Here is an 18,650-nt window from a genome sequence, read left to right on the forward strand (position 1 = left end):
CGCCGGTGACGGAGAGGGAAGGGACGCCGGTGGCGGCGGAGGGCGGGACATCGGTGACGGCAGATGACGGGACACCGGTGGGCCGAGTGGCGACGGATGTCGCCGTCGCCGAGATCCGCGACCTGCGCGTCGAGATCGACGGCCGGGCGATCGTCGACGGGGTGTGCGTGAAGGTGCTGCCGGGCAGGGTGACCGCCCTGGTCGGCGCGTCCGGCAGCGGCAAGACCACGATCGGGCTCGCCCTGCTCGGCGAGTACCCGCCCGGCGCGCGCGTCACGGGTGAGGTGCGGCGGCACGCGGCCGGCCCGGTGGGCTACGTCCCCCAGCACCCCGCCGCCGTCCTCAACCCGGCCCGCCGGGTCGGCGCCCTGCTCGACGACATCGCCCGGCCCCAGGTCCGCCATCTGCCGCGGGCGCGGCGCCGTGAGGCGGCTCGCGCGCTGGTCCTGCGTGCCCTGTCGGAAGCCCAACTCACCGACTCCAAAGCTCTGTTGCGCCGCCACCCGCACCAGCTCTCCGGCGGCCAGCAGCAGCGCGTGGTCCTCGCCCAGGCCCTGCTGCTCGGCGCCCGGGTGATCGTCGCGGACGAACTCACCACCGGTCAGGACGCGTTGACCAAGAACCGGATCGTCGAGCAGCTGGCGGCGGTCGCGGCACGCGGCATCGCCGTCGTCCTGCTCAGCCACGACCTCGACGTGGTCCGCGCACTCGCCGACGAGGTCCTCGTGCTGCGCGCGGGCCGGGTCGTCGAGTCGGGACCGGCGGAGCGGCTCTGGGAGGCGCCCCGGCACGAGTGGACCCGCCGGTTGCTCGACGCACGGCACGGAACCCCGTCGGCGGGCACGGGCGACCCGGGACGCCAACCACGCTTGGAAGTACGGGACTTGACGGCCGCGTACGACCGGCGGACCGTCGTGCTGCGCACCCCGCGCCTCGTCCTGCACCCCGGTGAGTGCCTCGCCGTGGTCGGCCGCTCCGGCAGCGGCAAGACCACGCTCGCCCGCTGCCTCGCGGGCCTGCACCGCGAGCACTCGGGCGAGATCCTGCTCGACGGCACAGCGCTCCCGCGCAGCCTGCGCCACCGGAGCCGTGCCCAACTGGCGGCCGTGCAGTACGTGTTCCAGGACGCCCGCGCAGCGTTCGACGAGCACCGGCCGGTGCTGGAACAGGTGGCCCGCACGGCGGTACGGCTGCGCGGGGCGGGCGAACGGGCGGCCAGGGACGAGGCATCGGTCACGCTGAACCGCCTCGGCCTGTCACCGGACCTGGCCCGGCGTCGCCCCGGCGCGCTCTCCGGCGGCGAGCTCCAGCGCGCCGCCCTGGCCCGCGCCCTGCTCGCCCGCCCCCGCGTGCTGATCTGCGACGAGGTCACCTCCGGCCTGGACACGGTCACCCGACGCGGCATCCTCGACGTCCTCGCGGGGCTGGTCCGCGACGGTGAGGGCCTGTCCCTCGTCCTCGTCACCCACGATCTGGACACGGCACGTCTCGCCCACCGCCTCGCCGTCCTGGACGAGGGAGAGGTCGTGGAACAGGGCCCGGCGCAACGCGTCCTGACGGCGCCGCGGCACCCGTTCTCGATCGCCCTCATGGAGACGACATCGCGCTTGGAGGCCGGCGGCCGCAGCTGACAGCCGGCCTCCGGGCTCGTTCGCAGGAGGAGACGGGAGCCTCTGCGAGCGGCCCGGAGACCGGCGACCATGGGTGCGCCCGACGCCTATGACCTGGTCGGCAGGCGTCGGCGGCGCGGGCGGGCGGTGGCCCGGGCGAGCAGGATGTGGATCTGCCGGACCGCGTCACCCGGATGGGTGGCCGAGGTGGCGAAGGGCAGGCGGGTGTCGTGGTGGGAGTCCGGCGTCTGGGAGCGGAGCACCAGGCCGTGCCCGTCGAGCCGCAACGGCCGTACCTCGCACGCGCCGAGCTGCTGCCTCGCCGGGAGCAGCCGGGCGAGCGGGGTCACGGTGTCGGCGTGGGCCGCGTCCAGCCTGGCCAGCATCTCGGCCTCGTGGGTGGCCAGCGGGTCGGGCGAGGAGTGGGCGAGTTCGTCGAGGCCGACGACCGCCGTGCGGCCCTCCTCGGTGAGTACGGCCCGGGCCGGGTGGAACACCAGCGCCTTCGGGCCGAGGACGGTCAGCCGGCCACCCAGCGTGAGCCGGGCGCGCACCCGTTCGCGTACGGCGACCGGGGCGACGTCGGTGAACTCCACCAGGGCGGTCAGATCGCCGTGCGGCGCCATGGCGAGCTCGGCCGCGAGGTGACCGTCCGGCGGGTTGTTCAGGAGCAGCCGTGCGGCCGCGTCGACGGTGTGCAGGCCGATCAGTTCGACGCGATGGCCGTGCGTGGTGACGGTCAGCGAGTCGGCCGCCGCCAGCACCGAGCGGGCACGCTCGGCGGGCGTCGGCTCAGGGCAGGAGGCAGCAGACATGGGAACCTTTCGAACGCTCCAGCTCGACTTAGGTAAGCCTAACCTTATCCATTCCTGTTCGTGTTCACCAACCCGTCAGCAGCAGGTGATTGACGAGCAGCGCGAGCACGCCCTGTGCCGCGAGCCAGACGCGCGTCTTCGGCAGCAGCGCGCACGCGGGCAGCAGCCACAGTGCGAACGGCAGCCAGATCCGCTCCGTCTCCGCCTTGCTCATCCCCGACAGATCCGCGACCACCATCGCGACCAGAGCGCCGAGCACCAGAACGCCGAGCCGGAACGCGGCCGTTCGGTCCCGGCGCAGCAGCACGGCCCCGGTCCGCCGCAGCCCCGCCACCGTCGCGAGGCCCACCACCAGCACCTGGCAGGCGAGGTTGGCCCACACCCAGTAGGCCTGCGGCCGGGTGCCGCCGGCGCCCTGGTCGTAGCGGGTGACCAGCAGGTCGTACGCCTCCCACCAGTAGAAGCCCAGCGCCGTGAACACGACCGGTACGACGACGAAGCCCGCCAGCGCGAAAGGGAGGGGCCGTGCGCGGCGGGAGCCCAGCACACACACGGCGGCGGCGATCACGACGTACAGCGTCAGGCCGTACGACAGAAAGACCGTGAGGCCGAACAGGAGCCCTGAGGCGAGGCCGGTCCGGCGCGGCCGGTGTCCCGTCACCGCGAGCGCGAGCAGCGCCACCGCCCAGGCCGCGACCGCCGCGAAGTAGCCGTCGGCGGAGGTGCCCATCCACACGGCGGCCGGTGCCAGGGCCAGGAACGGTGCGGCGCGGCGGGCGAGTTTCTCGTCGGTGAGGGTGCGGACGGTCACGAGGACGCCCAGCGCGGCGGTCGCCCCGACGGTGATGCACCAGACCCCGGCCCAAGCGCCGCCGCCCAGGCCGATCCGGTCGAGGTAGACGAAGGTGAGCGTGGCCGCCGGGGGATGTCCGGCGATGTGCGCGGGCCAGTGCTCCGGCGAGGCGCCGACCACGATGTGCGAGGTGAAGTCCCGCAGCGTCGCGGGGATGTCCTGGAAACGGTCGATGACCTGGAGGTACTCGTACCGCGTGGTCAGCCGGCGGGCGATACCGCGCTCCCAGCCGTCGACGAGCGCGAGCGAGAAGGTCCAGGCCGTGCCCGCTGCCCAGACGGCGAGCAGCAGCCGCCGCCACGGCAGCCGGGCGGCCAGGGCCGGGCCGTACGCCACGACGGCGACCGCGACGGCGATCGCGGCCGGCGTGCCGGGACCGAGGTGCGGTGCCCAGTAGGCGAGCAGCGGCGGCCAGTTGACGAAGAGGGTGCCGTCCCGGTGCTCGATCACGGTGCCGACGACGGCTGCCGCCGCGACGAGCAGGACGGCCGCCGCGGCGGCGTACAGATCGCGGCGGAGGTCCCGGCGAGCGGTGGTGCGGGTGTCGGCGGCGGCCTCGGGCAGAAGATCGCTGGTCACATCCCCGACGCTAGGGGGCGCGAGGTCCGCCGGACGCGTGACGGGCGGGGACGTCAGAGATTCGTCATGGTTCAAGGCGGCGTTTCCTGCCCCTGCCCGGCCTACGGTCGGCGCATGGCTCGGTCTCCCTTCTCACCCTCCTTCTGGCGCAGCCCGCTGCGCGGCCCCTGGTTCACGTCGGTGCTCGGTGTCGTCCTGCTCGGCGGGATCACGGTGCTGTTCGTGACGGGCCTCGTGTCCTACGCCGCGTACAACCCGGACCTGTCGCCGGTGAACGACAAGACCCCGGACAAGGGCGTCCTCGGCTTCTACCTGTTCTCCTGGCCGACCGACCCGCACTGGCTCTACCGGCTCAACCAGGGCGTCCACGTCACCCTCGGCATCACGCTGATCCCTGTGCTGCTGGCCAAGCTGTGGTCGGTCGTGCCGAGGCTGTTCACGCTGCCGCCGGCGCGCTCGCTCGCACACGCGCTGGAGCGGCTCTCGCTGCTGCTCCTGGTCGGCGGCGCGCTGTTCGAGTTCGTGACCGGGGTGCTCAACGTCCAGTTGGACTACATCTTCCCCGGATCCTTCTACACGCTGCACTTCTACGGGGCGTGGGTCTTCATCGCCGCCTTCGTCGCGCACGCGGTCCTGAAGACGCCGATGGCCCTGCGCAACCTGCGTCAACTCCGCGAAGAACAGAACGACTTGATCGCGCCGAGCCCCGCGGAGCCGACGGTCTCCCGGCGCGGCGCCCTCTGGTTCGTAGGCGGCGGCTCACTGCTCCTGTTCGGCACGACGGTCGGCCAGAACTTCGACGGCCCCCTGCGCCGCACCGCCCTCCTCGCCCCGCACGGCGGCGCCGAGCCGGGGAGCGGGCCGGGCGGCTTCCAGATCAACAAGACGGCCGCGTACGCCGGGATCCGCGACGCCGACACCGGCGAGGACGCATGGCGACTGGTCGTCGTCGGGAACGGCCACACGGTCCGCCTCACCCGCGCCGACCTCCTCGCCATGCCGCAGCACAGCGCGGCCCTGCCGATCGCGTGCGTGGAGGGCTGGTCGACGTCCGACCAGTGGTGGCGCGGCGTACGGCTGCGGGACCTGGCGGCTCTGGTCGGCCACGACGAGGACCCGCCCGACGTGCTCGTGGAGTCCCTCCAGCAGCGCGGCGCCTTCCGCCGGGCCGCCCTGCGCGCCAACCAGGTCGCCGACCCCCGCTCCCTGCTCGCCCTCGCCGTCAACGGCGAGGACCTCACCCCCGACCACGGCTACCCGGCACGCGTCATCGTGCCCGCCGCCCCCGGCGTGCTGAACACCAAGTGGGTGGCACGGCTGACCTTCGGAGACCTGTGATGCGACGCCCCGAACCGCCCGTCCCGATCGGCAGCCCTCTCCAGATTCTCCTCCTCGCCTGCTCGTTCGCCCTCGCCGGATACGCGGGAGTGCGACTGCTGGAAGGAGAATGGTTCGAGATCGCGCTCTGGTTCGTCGGGGCGGCGATCGTCCACGACCTCGTCCTCGTACCGCTGTACGGGGCGGCGGACCAGGCACTGCTACGGACCTTCGAGGCGGCCGACCGCCGGACCTGGATCCCCTACGTCCGAGTCCCCGCCGCCCTCTCCCTCCTGCTGCTCCTGGTGTGGTTCCCTCTGATCACCGGTCGTGTGACGCACCGGTACACCGGCGCGACGGGCCACCCCCCGGCCGACTTCGCGACCCGCTGGCTCCTGCTCACGGCCGTACTGTTCGGAGCTTCGGCGATGGTGTTCGCCATCGGCCCGTGGCGGTCCGGGGGGCGCGCGGAGGGAGTGAGCCGCCGACATTCCCGTGACCTGTGACGCTCCCGGGAGCACGGCGACGAGGTCAGGAGGTGCTCGTCCTAAACCCCTCGACCTACCGGGTCGCGGCGCATACCTTCAAGTGCACCTTCCTGATCCCGTACGACGGACAACGCATCCGGTACGAGCAGGATGTGACCGAGCGGACGTCGGGGACGTACGACGAGGTCGTCGCGGTGCCGGAAGGACTGGGGTGAGGGGCGTGGAGTTGAAGCAGGACGGAACACAGGAGACGGTCGAGCTGGTCTACCAGCCGACGCGTGCCGACATCCTCGCGGGCGTTCTGGTGCGTGAGCGCCGACGGCGCCTGCATCTGGTGCGGTGGGGTTTCACGGGGCTGTTCGCAGCCGCCGCCGTGTTGATGGTGGCGGCACAGGGAAGCTCCTCACTGGCATGGGTGACCGCGGTCCTCTGCGCCGTCCTGATCTGGTCGATCCCGCATCTCCAGGCCCACCACGCGCTGAGCACCGTCTCCTGGCAGGGCGAGTACCGCACGTCGGTGAACGAGACGGGCATCGCCACCGACACCGTGCACACGACGCTCCTCCAGCGCTGGTCCGTCTTCCGCGGTTTCCGCGAGACCCGCGACCATGTGGTTCTGCTCAGCCGGGACCCGAACATCCTGCTCGTGGAGGTGCTGCCCAAGCGAGGGCTGCACGCTCCGGAGGAGGCGGAGCGGCTGTTGGCCGTCCTGAGCCGCCATCTGCCCCGCGTCTGACGCGACCGCAGCGGCTGAGGGGCCGCCCGCTCGGCAGCCCCTCGGCCGGTCACGCGGCCCCTCGACCGGTCACGCGGTCTCTTGGCCGGTCAGACGACCTCTCGGCCCATCACGCCGCCCGCGCCTCCGCGCCGGCCACCGGAAAGCCCTCCGTCCGCAGGACCCGCCGCTCCGCGTCCACCGCGAACACCTCGCAACCCGCCCGTGACGCCGCCCAGTCGAGGCCCTCCGCGCCCATCGCGAACGCCGCCGTCGCCACCGTGTCCGCGACTGTGAGGGAGGACGCCACGACGCTCAGCGAGAGCAGCCCAGTCGCCGGACGCCCCGTGCGGCCGTCGATGATGTGGTCGCCGCGCTCGTAGCGCGCGGACGTCGCGATCGCCCCGTCCGTCAGCTCGGCCACCGTGCACACCTTGTCGGCCTGCTCGGGATGGCGTACCCCCACCCGCCAGGGCCCGCCGCCCGCGACCACGTCACCACCGGCGTTCAGTACGAACCGCCGCGCACCGGCCGCCCGCACCAACTCGGCCGCGCGCTGCACGGACCAGCCCTTCACCACCGCGCACGGATCGAGCCCGCGCCCCGGCAGCCGTACGTCGAAGGCGCCGCCGGTGGCGACCCGGTACTCCTCGCACAGACCCAGCACCTCGTCGAGGTCGGCACTGACATCCCGGCGCGCGATCTCGCCCCGGTCGAGCCGGCGCACCTCGCTGTCCGCCTTGAACGGGCTGAACCGGGCGTCGACCTCGCGCAGCCACGCGAACACGGTGTCGGCGGCCTCCGGGCCCACGTGCGCGTCGTCGACCCGCAGCGAGACCGGGAACCCCATCACATGCTCGACGCGGTGCACGTCACGCACCCTTCGCGTCGATGGCGGCCTGGAGGGACTCCTTGTAGCCGTCGCTGGTGATCGTGGCACCGGAGACGGTGTCGACGTCGGCGCTCTGCGCCTCCAGGGTCTCGGCGACGAGCTGCGGGACCGCTGCCGTGGTCTGGGGGTGGTTCGGCTGCTGGAGCATCTTCACGGCCGTGATCCGGTCGCCGGCGAAGGTCACCTGGACCTGAACCGGACCCTTGTCGGTGTTCACGGTCGAGCCCTTGACCACAGTGTCGGCGGCCGACCCGGATTCCGACGACCCGGAATCCGCGGTGCCGGACTCCGCGGTGCCGGACTCCGCGGTGCCGGACTCCGCCGACGGGGTCGAGGCCGGGGAGGCCGTCTCCGTGGTGGGCGTGCCGAGGGACGGCTCGTAGCGCCAGACCGGGATCAGGCCCGCCACGCTCAGGACCAGGACAGGTATTGCTCGCTTCACGATGTCTTCCCGTCCTGCTCAGCCGGCCAGGCTGAAGCGCTCGAAGTGGACCTGCTCCTTGGGCACGCCCACCGCGCGAAGGCTGCCGATCACCGCGTTCATCATCGGCGGCGGCCCGCACAGGAAGACGTCCCGGTCGGTGATGTCCGGGACCAGCCGTGTCAGCTCGGCCGGGGCGAGCTTGTCCGGCGTGACCGGGCCGGTCACCAGGTGCAGCTCGGCGCCCTTGGCACGGGCGAGCTCCACCAGCTCGCCGTACAGCACCGCGTCCTGGTCCGAGGCGACCCGGTAGATCACCACCGCGTGGCCGTGCAGCTCCTCCAGCAGCGCCCGGATCGGGGTGACACCGACGCCGCCCGCGATGAGCACCGCCTCCGGCCGGGTCCGGTGCAGCGCGGTGAACGCGCCGTAGGGGCCCTCGGCGAAGACGCGGGTGCCGGGCTTGAGATGCCGCAGGGCCGCCGAGCCGTCGCCTGCCGCCTTAGCGGTCAGCCGCAGCCGGTCGCCGTCGGGCGCGGCGGAGAGGGAGAACGGGTTGGCCTGCCACCAGCGGTCCTTCGTCAGGAACCGCCACAGGAAGAACTGGCCGGCCCGCGCGGGCAGCCGGTCCAGGTCGCGGCCGGTGATGTAGATCGAGACGACGTTGTGGGACTCGGGGACGACGGCCTCGACCCGGAACTGGTGACGCCAGTTCCGCCACAGGGGCAGGACCAGGCGGCCGGTGAACACGGAGGCGAGGGCGACGCCCCACACGCCGTACCAGTACGCCGTGGCGGCGGACGACGACGTGAAGGACGTACCGACCGCGACCTGGTGCGTGAACGCCAGGATCACCGCGACGTAGGTGTACAGGTGGATGAAGTGCCAGGTCTCGTACGCCAGCCGGCGTCGCGCGAACCGGGCCGACACCGCGCCGATCACGATGATGATCCCCAGCGCGACGACGGCACGCAGCACGCCCTCGACGGTCTCGGCGAGGTCGATCAGCTGGTTCACCGGGTCCAGCGAGGACGACTCGGCGTAGCCGAAGGTGATGAACACGGCGTGCGCGAGGAGGGCCCACAGGACGCTGAAGCCGGTCCAGCGGTGCCAGGACGTCAGCCGGTCCATGCCGATACGGCGGTCCAGCCACGGCAGGCGGGCCACCAGCAGCAGCTGGAAGGCCATGAGCAGCGCACCGAGAAGGCCGGCGAGACGGCCGGTCACGATGAGCGCGTTGGAGGCGAAACCGGCGGCGGAGAAGAAGTAGAGCACCACGGCCACGTTCGCGGCCAGCACGGCGTACAGACCCGTGCGGGCGACGACCCTGGGGCGTATCGCCGTGGGGGGCGCAGGGGGCGATTGGACGGTCGTCACGTGCGACAGCTCCTTGATCTCGTCTGTGGATACCGAGCTTGTCCGGCCGGAGCTGTCGAAAAGCTGTCGTACCTCTATCAGCTGATTATCGATGTGGCCGCGGTCCCGCACCCGGCCCCGATGACCGGTGCCGGGTGCCGCACTATGAACGGGTGGAGAAAGTACGTCTTCTGGTCGTGGACGACGACCCGCCCATCGCCGACCTCGTCGCGACGGTCGCCCGCTACGAGGGCTGGGACGCGGCCACCGCGAACTCCGGCGAGGAGGCGCTGCGGCTGGCCGCCGAGTTCCACCCGGACATCGTGGTGCTCGACCTGATGCTGCCCGACGTCGACGGGTTCGGCGTCCTGGACCGGCTGCGCGCGGCCGGGACGATGGTGCCCGTGGTGTTCCTCACCGCCCGGGACGGGGTCGCCGACCGGGTGGCCGGACTGACCCGCGGCGGGGACGACTACCTGGTCAAACCGTTCGCGGTGGAGGAACTGATGGCCCGGCTGCGCACCGTGCTGCGGCGCAGCGCGGGACCCGGCTTCCAGCGTTCCGTCCTTCGGGTGGCCGACCTGTCGATGGACGAGGACACCCGCGAGGTCCGCCGCGGCGAGAGGCTGCTCACGCTCACGCCGACCGAGTACGAGGTGCTGCGCTATCTGATGCGCAAGTCGCCGACCGTGCTCACCAAGGCGCAGATCCTCGACCATGTGTGGGAGTACGGCTTCGGCGGCCGCTCGAACGTCGTCGAGCTGGTCGTCAGCAGGCTGCGCCGCAAACTCGACGAGCCCGACGACGGCACCGCACCGCTGATCCACACCGTGCGCGGCTTCGGGTACGTCATCCGGCAGGCGGCCGAGTGAACGGGCGGCTGCGGCGGGCGTATCGCGGGATGCGGCTCGGGACCCGGCTGGCGCTGGGTCTCGGCGTGCTGTCGCTGGTGGTGTTCGCGGTCGTCGGCACGGCTCTGACGACGTACATGCGCGACTACCTGTCGGCGCAGCTCGACACCCAGCTCGCGCAGGGCCAGGTCGCCCAGTCCAAGTCCATCGCGGACTACGGCACGCTCACCGGCAAGAAGTACTACAGCTGGTACTACGCCGTGTACGACGTGTCGGACGGCGAGCCCGTGCTGCGCAGGCCGGAGGACCCGGCGGACGTCCCGGCGGACGTCGACGACTTCACCTCCCTGGCCCGCGCGCAGACCGTCGCGAGCACCGAGGTCCTGCGCACCGAGCACCTGCGGGGCAAGGGCGAGTACCGGCTGCGCGCCTGCGAGGTCGAGCCCGGTGTGGTGCTGGTCAGCGCCGCGCCCATGGAGGACATCGAGGACACCGTCGGCCAGCTGATCACCATCCAGGCCGTCACCTTCGGGCTCGCGCTGGCTGCCCTCGTGGTGCTCGGGCGGGGGATGCTGCGCCGGGGCCTGCAGCCGCTCAGCGACATGGCGCACACCGCCCGCGGGATCACCTCGCACGACCTGACCGACTCGGGGCGGCTGTCGGTGCGGCACGACGGGCGCGGCGGGGGGCCCGAGGTGGAGGAACTGCGCACCGCGTTCAACACGATGCTGGAGCACATCGACGACTCGCTCGTGGTGCGCGCGGAGGCCGAGCAGCGACTGCGCCGCTTCGTGGCGGACGCCTCGCACGAACTGCGCACCCCGCTGATGTCGGTGCGCGGCTACGCGGACCTGTTCCAGTACGCGGCGGCCAACGCCCCCGAGGAACGCGACCGGCACCTGGCGCGGCTGCGCGCGGAGGCCGCCCGGATGGGCTTCCTCCTCGACGACCTGCTGCTGCTCGCCCGCCTCGACGCCGCGGAGGTCGAGACGCCGCTGCGGCCGCAGGAGGCCGACCTGGTGGACCTGGTCGAGCAGGCGGCGGACGCCTTCCGCGTCACCCACGCCGACCACCCGCTGACCGTGGCCCCCGGTCCCGGCGGTCTCGCGCTGCGCCTGGACCCCCAGCGCATCCGCCAGGTCCTGGACAACCTGCTCACCAACGCGGCCATGCACACCCCGGCCGGCACCGAGGTGTCCGTGGCGGTGTCGCTGATCGGCGACGCCGCACAGGTCCGGATAGCCGACGCCGGACCCGGCATCCCGCCCGCCGACCGGCAGCGGGTCTTCGACCGCTTCTACCGCGTCGACAAGGCCCGCACCCGCGACCGCGGCGGCAGCGGCCTGGGCCTCGCGGTCGCCGAGTCACTGGTCCGGGCCCACGGCGGCCGGATCGACCTGACGAGCGAGCCGGGGGCGACGGTGTTCACGGTGACGATCCCGCTGACCGTCGGAGCCCTTACGAAGTCATGACGTGACGGGCGCGTGGGGCCCGTCGCCGCCGGTCCCCGTCCTAGCGTGACGGCATGCGCGTACTTGTCACCGGCGGTGCCGGGTTCATCGGGTCCCATGTCGTCGAGGCGCTCGCCGCACGCGGGCACGAGCCCGTCGTGTACGACGTCCGCAGCGACCCCGCGTCGGACGTACGGGACACCGACGCCGTCCGCCGCGCCCTGACCGGCGTCGACGCCGTCTGCCACCAGGCCGCGATGGTCGGCCTCGGCACCGGATTCGCCGACGCCGTGGAGTACGTCTCCCGCAACGACCTCGGCACGGCCGCCCTGCTCACCGCCATGGCCGACACGGGCGTACGGCGGCTGGTGCTGGCCGGTTCGATGGTCGTGTACGGGGAGGGACGCTACGAGTGCGAGCGGCACGGAGTCGTACGGCCCGGCCCGCGTGCCGTCGCCGATCTGGAGGCGGGCCGCTTCGAGCCGCCGTGCCCGGCGTGCGGCGCCGCGCTCTCGCCCGGACTGGTCGGCGAGGACGCCCCGGCCGACCCCCGCAACGTGTACGCGACGACCAAGCTCGCCCAGGAACACCTGGCGGCGGCGTGGGCGCGCGCGACGGACGGCACGGCGGTGTCGCTGCGCTACCACAACGTCTACGGCCCCGGCATGCCCCGCGACACCCCCTACGCGGGGGTCGCCTCGTTCTTCCGCTCGGCCCTCGCACGCGGCGAGGCCCCACGCGTCTTCGAGGACGGCCGCCAGCGGCGCGACTTCGTCCATGTACGGGACGTCGCCGCCGCCAACGTGTCCGCGCTGGAGGCGGGTTCCGCGGACGGCGCCCTCACGGCGTACAACACCGGCAGCGGCGACCCGCACACCGTCGGCGAGATGGCCCACGCGCTCGCGGCGGCGTACGGCGGCCCCGAACCGGTCGTGACGGGGGAGTACCGACTCGGCGACGTACGGCACATCACCGCGGACTCGGCGCGCCTGCGGGCCGAGTCGGGGTGGAAGGCGGAGGTGGGCTTCGAGGAGGGAATGCGGGAGTTCGCCGAAGCGGGGATGCGCACGGCGTAGCCTGCCGGACCGGTGGTGCTGCCCGCGTTCAGGAAGCGGCGGCGGGCAGTACCACCTCGAAACGGCAGCCCCCGGGGACGTTCCGTACGGTGGCCCGCCCCTGGTGGGCCTCCACGATGCCCCGCACGATGGCCAGGCCGAGCCCGGCGCCCGCAGGGGGTGTACGGGCGTGCGTGCCGCGCCAGCCGGTGTCGAAGACGCGCGGCAGGTCCTCCTCGGGGATACCTCCGCAGCCGTCCGTCACGGACAGCACGACACCGTCCGGGGAGCGTTCGGCGGTGACGGCGACCGTGCCGTCGGCCGGGGTGCGCCGGATGGCGTTGACCAGCAGATTCCCGATGACACGGCTCATCTCCCGGCCGTCCACCTCCACCGGCACCCCCTCGACCTGCTCGCCGACCAGCGTGACGCCGTGCTCGCGGGCCAGCGCGTCCGCTCCCGACAGGGCGTCGCCGACCAGGTCGTACAGGGACATCCGGGCGAGCGAGAGGGGCAGGGTCCCGGCGTGTATCCGGGAGAGCTCGAACAGGTCGCCGACCATGCCGTTGAGGCGCTCGACCTCCATACGGATCTGCTTGAGATAGCGGTCGGGGTCGGCGGCCACCCCGTCCTCCAGGGCCTCCGCCATCGCGCGCATGCCGGCCAGCGGGGTGCGCAGGTCGTGCGAGATCCAGGCGACCAGCTCGCGCCGGGAGGTCTCCAGGGCGCGTTCCCGCTCGCGGGACTCGGCGAGTCTCGCGCTGGTCGCCTCCAACTCCCGGCTCACTGCGGCGAGTTCGGCGGTGGCGGGGCCGTCGGGGGAGGTGAAGTCGCCGCCGTCGCCGAAGGAGCGGGCGGCGAGCGCGAGGGCGTGGCTGCGGGCGGCGACCCAGCGGCCGAGCAGCAGGGCGGTGGCCAGGGAGACCACGGCTGCCATGGCGACGACGGTCGTGACGACGCTCAGGTCGTGCCCGGACAGGAACATCGCCTGGGCCACCGCGAGGGTGCCCGCGAGCATCGCGGTGATGCCGACGCCCGCGACCACGGTCAAGTGCGCGATGAGCGAGCGGCGCCGGATCAGCATCAGCACGCACGCGCCGAGCACTCCGGCCGCGGCGGCGCCCAGGAAGGCGAAGAGGGCGATCAGGAGGGTGTCGCGCATCGTCAGGCCACCTCGTCGGGTGCGGTACCGGGAGGGGTGCCGGTGGTGCCGCTCGCGTCGAAGCGGTAGCCCACGCCCCACACGGTCTGGATGAGCCGCGGCGCGGCCGGGTCGTCCTCGACCTTGCCGCGCAGCCGCCGTACGTGGACCGTGACGGTCGACAGGTCGCCGAAGTCCCAGCCCCACACCTCACGCATCAGGTCCTCCCGGCCGTAGACCCGGCCGGGGTGCCGCAGGAAGAACGCGAGGAGGTCGAACTCGCGTGTGGTGAGGGCGAGTTCGGTGCCGTCCTTGGTGGCGCGGCGGGCCGCCGGGTCCACCGAGAGCCCGGCCGCGCTGAGCGTGCCCGATGTCTGGACGGGGCCCGTGCGGCGCAGCACCGACTGGACGCGCAGCACGAGTTCGCGGGGGCTGAAGGGCTTGGTGACGTAGTCGTCGGCGCCGACCTCCAGGCCGAGGATGCGGTCGTCCTCGTCGCCGCGCGCGGTGAGCATGATGACCGGCACGGGGCCGCGGGCACGGATCCGGCGGCACACCTCCAGGCCGTCCATGCCGGGCAGCATCAGGTCCAGGACGACGAGGTCCGGCCAGTGCGCGGCGGCCCGGGCGAGGGCGTCGGGCCCGTCGCCGGCGCGGTCCACGACGTAGCCGGCGCGGTCGAGGTACCCGGTGACGATCTCGGCGACGGTGGGATCGTCGTCGACGACCAGGACACGGGCGCCTGCCCCGGCACCTTCCACTGCCCCTTTCATTGCCCCGGCCCGCGAGTACGGCTGTTGCTGCTCCATGCCGCCAAGCCTGGCACCCCGCGCGCGTGAATGCGGCCGGGGGCGCCCGACGTCCTTGTTTCGTAAGGACCCGCAGACCGAAATGTCTGTTTCGTGCTCGTAGGGTGAAAGCCGTGACGATCCCATCCGCAGGACCGAACCCGCCCAGCGCCGCGTCCGTCGACGTAGTGCTCCCCTGTCTCGACGAGGCCGAGGCGCTGCCCTGGGTCCTGGAGCGCATCCCGCCCGGGTGGCGGGCGCTGGTCGTGGACAACGGCTCCACGGACGGCTCGGCCGAGGTCGCGAGTGCCCTCGGAGCGACCGTGGTCCGGGAGGAGCGGCGCGGGTTCGGTGCCGCCTGCCATGCGGGGCTGACCGCCGCCACGGCCGACATCGTCTGCTTCTGCGACTGCGACGCCACACTCGACCCGGGCGACCTGGTGCCCTTCGTACGGCGGATCGCGGCGGGCGAGTCGGACCTGGTCCTCGGCCGACGCCGCCCCGAGTCCCGCGGTGTCTGGCCGTTGCGGGCCCGGGCCGGGAACCTCGCCGTCACCCGCCTGCTCCACCGCCGCACCGGCTTGCGCCTGCACGACCTGGGCCCGCTGCGTGCCGCCCGCCGCGAGCCCCTCCTCGCCCTCGCCCTGACGGACCGGCGCAGCGGCTACCCGCTCCAGATGGTCGTCCGCGCCGCCGACGCGGGCTGGCGCATCGCCGAGCACGACGTCCCGTACCGCCCACGCACCGGCGCCTCGAAGGTGACCGGCACCTGGCGGGGGACCTGGCAGGCGGTACGGGACATGAGCCGGGTGCTGGCGGAGGGCGGGGGTGCGGGGGAGTCGCCTGCGGGGGCGGTGGCGGTGGCGCCCGAGGGTGCCGACCGTCCCGGTCTCCTCGACGCCGGGACCGACACCCCCGCACGGAAGGGAACCGGCTCGTGACCACGCTCCTCGTCATCGCCAAGGAGCCCCGGCCGGGCCGGGTGAAGACCAGGCTGACGCCGCCCTTCACCCCCGAGGAGGCCGCCGCGCTCGCCGAGGCGTCCCTCGCGGACACGCTGGACGCCGTCGCGCACGCGCCCGCGCGACGGCGGGTGCTGGTGCTGGAGGGGACGCCGGGTCCCTGGCTGCCGGACGGCTTCGAGGTCGTACCGCAGTGCCGGGGTGGCCTCGACGAACGGCTGGCCGCCGCCTTCGCGGGCTGCGACGGCCCGGCGCTGCTCATCGGCATGGACACCCCGCAGGTGACGCCGGAGCTGCTGACGGTGGACTGGTCCGGCTGCGACGCGTACTTCGGCGCGGCCGACGACGGCGGCTTCTGGGCACTCGGACTCGCCCAGCCCGACCCGTCCCGCCTGCGCGGCGTCCCGATGTCGACCCCGCACACGGGCGCCGCCCAGCGCGCCCGCCTCGGGGACCTGCGGGTACGCGACCTGCCGCGACTGCGGGACGTCGACACGGCGTACGACGCCGACCTGGTCGCCAGAACGGCCCCGACCAGCCGCTTCGCCGCAGCACTCGCCCGCCTCACCCCGGCCACCCACCGATGACGCCCCTGCGCCGCCTGACGGCGACATGGATATCCCGCCGCACGGTCCCGGTCCCGGCAACCGCCACCGAGCCGGTGGTCCCTGGTCCGGCCGCCATCAGCGCGAGCAACGTCACCGAACCTTGGGTCCCCGGCCCTGCCGCCGCCAGCGGGGGGACGGTTACGGAGTCGACGATGCCCGGTCCTGCGGCCGTCGGCGGGGGGACGGTCACGGAGTCGACGGTCCCCGGTTCTGCGGCCGTCGGCGGGGGGACAGTCACGGAGCCGACGATGCCCGGTCGTGCCGCCGTCGGCGGGGGGACCGTCACCGAGTCCGTGGTCGCCGGCCCGACCGCCGACGGCGCCTGGTCCGCCGACCCCTACTCCCTCGCCCTCGGCAGTGGGCGCGGCCCCCTCTTTCTGCGCCGTACCGACGGCTGGCTGTTGCCGTTGGACGTGGAGCGGTGGTGTGCGGAGGCCGACGCGGCCGATCTGGAGGTACTGCGGCGCTGTGAGGGTGCGGTGCTCGACGTCGGATGCGGACCCGGCCGACTGGTCGCGGCGCTGAGCGGGCAGGGTCGGCGCGTGCTCGGCATCGACGTCAGCGAGGCCGCCGTGGCCCGCACGCTGCGGCTCGGCGCACCGGCGTTGCGGCGCTCCGTCTTCGACCCCCTGCCCGGCGAGGGCCGCTGGGGCACCGCCCTGCTCATCGACGGCAACATCGGCATCGGCGGCGATCCCGCGGCCCTGCTCGCCCGGACCGGCCGACTCCTCGCCCCCGGCGGCCTGTTGATCGCCGAGACCGTGCCGGACCTCGACCTCGACGAACGCGTCCGGGTCCATGTCACCGACGCCCGCGGAGCCACCGGAACCGCCTTCCCGTGGGCCCGCCTCGGCACGCCCGCCCTGCTGCGGTACGCGGAGCGCGCCGGCTGGCACGCCGTCGCCCGGTGGACGGCGGAGGGCCGTTCCTTCGCCGCCCTGCGCAGCGGCCCGCCGGCCTCGGCGCCGTCGAGCCGGTAATCGCCGCAAGAGGGCTCCCGGCAAAGGGAGTTGAGCAGGATGCGGCAGGGCGCCGCCGGCCTTCTGAAACCCGACCGATTCAGTGTTGGCGCAAATTTGCAGTAACGTAATTGCGCTGGCGGTGTGTCAGATGAGGCTGCTGGTACACCCGCTGTACGCATGGTGGACGGTCTTTCACCGTCGTGTGCGAGAGCGATACCGCTCGGAATGCTGTAGGGCCGTTGCGGTAGGGACGGGGTGGGAGCGAAGATGATTCCTGATGCTGCCGAGGTTGTGGCGATCCGTGGGAATCACGCCCCGCGGATTTCCGATGCCCCACCGCCGCTTCCGTGCTGATGGAGCTTCACAGAGCGAGGACCCCCCTTGTACATCGTTCGTCGGGTTGGTTCCTCTCCGCGTGAGAGGAGATGTCCGTGCGGTACCTGTTCGGGCTTTTTCGTCGAACTGTCGCGTGCTGACCTGGAGTCGATTTTCGAGGACCGTATCCGGCCCGACTACGAGCACGCGATCGTGCCGCAGGCGAACCCCGTCGTCGTGCACGTCATGGCGCAGCCCGGTGCCGGCAAGTCCGAGAACCGGCATCTGGTGCGGGGGCGCGAGAAGGCGACGCGTATCTGCGGGGACGAATTCAAGGTCGAGCACCCCGCCTATCTGATGCTCCTGGCGGCGAACCCCCGCACCGCGGGAGAGCGGATCCGCCCCGTCTACAAGGCCTGGCAGCGGCGCGTGGAGGGCATGGTCCGCCGTCAGGGCGGGGACCTCGTCGTCGAGATCAGCCCCGGGCCGCCCCAGGAGTTCCTCGACGACGTCAGCGCCTTTCGTGGCGAGGGCTACCGTGTCGAACTCGTCGTCCTTGCGGTCCGCGAGGCGGACAGCTGGCAGGGCATCGGCCTGCGGTACGCGCAGGCGTACCGGGAGAACAGTCCCTCCGCCCGGTTCACCTCCGCCACCGGACACCACGCCTGCTTCCGGGCCCTCGCCCGGGTCGTCGAGGCGGTGGAGGCCCAGTCGGCGGTCGACTCCCTGAAGGTGGTGCGCCGGGACGGCACCGTCCTGCACCACAGCGAGCGCGACACCGCCGGCCTGCTGCCGTCCGGCGCGGTCGAGGCGCTGCGCGAGGAGTGGTGGCGCGGTTATACGAACGCGGAGGCCGCGGCCTTTCGCGCCAATCAGAAGCGGCTGTACCGGGACCTGCCGATGTATCAGAAGGAATGGGAGCGCATCGAGGAACTCGCCGGACCGTTGATGCCCTCGGTCAACTGAGAGGCGCCCCACTCCGCCGGGCATTCCTCCAGCAGACGCCGTAACCTCCGGCTGTAAACCAGTGACATGCGCGCCACTTCGGAAGCCTCGGCATCGGCGAGGTATTTCCGGTCGGTGACACATGCGCGGCGTTCGGAGATGAGGCCGTCCAGGCGTTCACGGTCCGGTGACGGTGAACGTTCCTCGAGATAAATGGCCCTGTTGTACCAGGCGATGACCAGACGTACGCATTCCAGCGCCGCGGCATACCCGGCCGCCTCGGTGCGGGGGGATTCCGGCGGTGGCGCGGGCGGGCGCTGCGGGATTTCCGGCTCGGGCACGACGGGCACCTCGACGGCTTCAGCGGCCTGGCCTTTGTCGGGCGTAAGAATTCCCAGGGCCCTGGTCAACCACACCTATTTCTCTCCGTGTCCTATGGGGCGAGAGCGGAGCGCGGAGAGGCGTGTGTCCTTCCCCCGTTCCGTGGCCCACAGCTTAGGACCCTTGACTCGTCAGTGACACTCGT

20 protein-coding genes are annotated in these 18,650 nt (G+C 72.8%); 12 read left to right on the forward strand and 8 right to left on the reverse strand.

The window, feature by feature from the left end; genetic code table 11:
• Window positions 1-53 precede the first annotated feature (53 nt).
• Window positions 54-1,631 carry an ABC transporter ATP-binding protein gene (locus PGH47_RS32960; protein ID WP_443048624.1) on the forward strand — a complete coding sequence of 526 codons (1,578 nt, stop codon included), beginning with the start codon at window positions 54-56 and terminating at the stop codon, window positions 1,629-1,631.
• Window positions 1,632-1,717: 86 nt separating this feature from the next.
• Here the strand turns inward: PGH47_RS32960 and PGH47_RS32965 are convergent, their stop codons facing one another.
• On the reverse strand, window positions 1,718-2,425 hold the full coding sequence (locus tag PGH47_RS32965; protein ID WP_271666405.1) for a DUF2470 domain-containing protein: 708 nt from the start codon (window positions 2,423-2,425) through the stop codon (window positions 1,718-1,720).
• A 64-nt stretch (window positions 2,426-2,489) separates the two neighbouring features.
• Window positions 2,490-3,857: a hypothetical protein gene (locus PGH47_RS32970; protein ID WP_271666406.1), complete on the reverse strand. Its 1,368-nt coding sequence runs from the start codon at window positions 3,855-3,857 to the stop codon at window positions 2,490-2,492.
• Between the two features lie 114 nt (window positions 3,858-3,971).
• On the opposite strand from PGH47_RS32970, the gene PGH47_RS32975 reads away from it, so the two are divergent.
• The 4 genes from PGH47_RS32975 to PGH47_RS32990 are packed head-to-tail and all read left to right on the forward strand — an operon-like array spanning window position 3,972 to window position 6,398.
• Window positions 3,972-5,195, forward strand: coding sequence for a molybdopterin-dependent oxidoreductase (locus tag PGH47_RS32975; protein WP_271666407.1), 1,224 nt, complete (start codon window positions 3,972-3,974; stop codon window positions 5,193-5,195).
• Window positions 5,195-5,680 (forward strand): hypothetical protein, encoded by a 486-nt coding sequence (locus tag PGH47_RS32980; protein ID WP_271666408.1) that lies wholly within the window; start codon window positions 5,195-5,197, stop codon window positions 5,678-5,680. Before PGH47_RS32975 ends, PGH47_RS32980 begins: the two co-directional genes overlap by 1 nt.
• A gap of 32 nt (window positions 5,681-5,712) precedes the next feature.
• Window positions 5,713-5,877, forward strand: coding sequence for a hypothetical protein (locus PGH47_RS32985; protein WP_271666409.1), 165 nt, complete (start codon window positions 5,713-5,715; stop codon window positions 5,875-5,877).
• Between the two features lie 5 nt (window positions 5,878-5,882).
• The gene (locus PGH47_RS32990) at window positions 5,883-6,398 is read left to right on the forward strand and encodes a YcxB family protein (protein ID WP_271666410.1); all 516 of its coding nucleotides are present in this window, start codon (window positions 5,883-5,885) and stop codon (window positions 6,396-6,398) included.
• A gap of 109 nt (window positions 6,399-6,507) precedes the next feature.
• On the opposite strand, the gene PGH47_RS32995 is transcribed toward PGH47_RS32990, so the two are convergent.
• Genes PGH47_RS32995 through PGH47_RS33005 form a run of 3 tightly spaced genes read right to left on the reverse strand, consistent with a single transcriptional unit; the run spans window position 6,508 to window position 9,067 of the window.
• Window positions 6,508-7,248 carry an FAD:protein FMN transferase gene (locus PGH47_RS32995; protein WP_271666411.1) on the reverse strand — a complete coding sequence of 247 codons (741 nt, stop codon included), beginning with the start codon at window positions 7,246-7,248 and terminating at the stop codon, window positions 6,508-6,510.
• A 1-nt stretch (window position 7,249) separates the two neighbouring features.
• Window positions 7,250-7,711 carry an FMN-binding protein gene (locus tag PGH47_RS33000; protein ID WP_271666412.1) on the reverse strand — a complete coding sequence of 154 codons (462 nt, stop codon included), beginning with the start codon at window positions 7,709-7,711 and terminating at the stop codon, window positions 7,250-7,252.
• 18 nt (window positions 7,712-7,729) lie between these two features.
• On the reverse strand, window positions 7,730-9,067 hold the full coding sequence (locus PGH47_RS33005) for a ferredoxin reductase family protein (RefSeq protein WP_271666413.1): 1,338 nt from the start codon (window positions 9,065-9,067) through the stop codon (window positions 7,730-7,732).
• A 152-nt stretch (window positions 9,068-9,219) separates the two neighbouring features.
• Here PGH47_RS33005 and PGH47_RS33010 point away from each other — a divergent pair, with 152 nt between their 5' ends.
• Genes PGH47_RS33010 through PGH47_RS33020 form a run of 3 tightly spaced genes read left to right on the forward strand, consistent with a single transcriptional unit; the run spans window position 9,220 to window position 12,424 of the window.
• A complete protein-coding gene (locus PGH47_RS33010; RefSeq protein ID WP_269644370.1) occupies window positions 9,220-9,918 on the forward strand; it encodes a response regulator transcription factor in 699 nt (232 codons plus the stop codon).
• A complete protein-coding gene (locus PGH47_RS33015) occupies window positions 9,915-11,369 on the forward strand; it encodes a sensor histidine kinase (RefSeq protein ID WP_271666414.1) in 1,455 nt (484 codons plus the stop codon). The genes PGH47_RS33010 and PGH47_RS33015 overlap by 4 nt, the downstream gene beginning before the upstream one ends.
• Window positions 11,370-11,422: 53 nt before the next feature.
• Entirely contained in the window at window positions 11,423-12,424 is a 1,002-nt protein-coding gene (locus PGH47_RS33020) for an NAD-dependent epimerase/dehydratase family protein (RefSeq protein ID WP_271666415.1), read from the forward strand.
• A gap of 28 nt (window positions 12,425-12,452) precedes the next feature.
• On the opposite strand, the gene PGH47_RS33025 is transcribed toward PGH47_RS33020, so the two are convergent.
• The gene (locus PGH47_RS33025; RefSeq protein ID WP_271666416.1) at window positions 12,453-13,565 is read right to left on the reverse strand and encodes a sensor histidine kinase; all 1,113 of its coding nucleotides are present in this window, start codon (window positions 13,563-13,565) and stop codon (window positions 12,453-12,455) included.
• Window positions 13,566-13,567: 2 nt separating this feature from the next.
• A complete protein-coding gene (locus PGH47_RS33030) occupies window positions 13,568-14,317 on the reverse strand; it encodes a response regulator transcription factor (RefSeq protein ID WP_271668204.1) in 750 nt (249 codons plus the stop codon).
• Window positions 14,318-14,457: 140 nt separating this feature from the next.
• Between PGH47_RS33030 and PGH47_RS33035 the strand changes: the two genes are divergently transcribed.
• The 4 genes from PGH47_RS33035 to PGH47_RS33050 all read left to right on the forward strand — a co-directional run bounded on the left by PGH47_RS33035 (window position 14,458) and on the right by PGH47_RS33050 (window position 18,145).
• Entirely contained in the window at window positions 14,458-15,273 is an 816-nt protein-coding gene (locus PGH47_RS33035) for a glycosyltransferase family 2 protein (protein WP_271666417.1), read from the forward strand.
• Complete coding sequence (locus tag PGH47_RS33040) at window positions 15,270-15,881, forward strand: TIGR04282 family arsenosugar biosynthesis glycosyltransferase (RefSeq protein WP_271666418.1); 612 nt, start codon at window positions 15,270-15,272, stop codon at window positions 15,879-15,881. The genes PGH47_RS33035 and PGH47_RS33040 overlap by 4 nt, the downstream gene beginning before the upstream one ends.
• Window positions 15,882-16,150: 269 nt before the next feature.
• Window positions 16,151-16,882, forward strand: a complete 732-nt coding sequence (locus PGH47_RS33045) for a methyltransferase domain-containing protein (RefSeq protein ID WP_271666419.1) — start codon at window positions 16,151-16,153, stop codon at window positions 16,880-16,882.
• 510 nt (window positions 16,883-17,392) lie between these two features.
• Entirely contained in the window at window positions 17,393-18,145 is a 753-nt protein-coding gene (locus PGH47_RS33050) for a zeta toxin family protein (protein ID WP_271666420.1), read from the forward strand.
• Here PGH47_RS33050 and PGH47_RS33055 read toward each other — a convergent pair.
• Entirely contained in the window at window positions 18,085-18,534 is a 450-nt protein-coding gene (locus PGH47_RS33055) for a hypothetical protein (protein ID WP_271666421.1), read from the reverse strand. The two genes, PGH47_RS33050 and PGH47_RS33055, sit on opposite strands and share 61 nt — an antisense overlap.
• Between the last annotated feature and the right edge of the window lie 116 nt (window positions 18,535-18,650).

The sequence above is a fragment of the Streptomyces sp. HUAS 31 genome, from assembly GCF_028198125.1.
GTDB lineage: Bacteria > Actinomycetota > Actinomycetes > Streptomycetales > Streptomycetaceae > Streptomyces > Streptomyces chartreusis.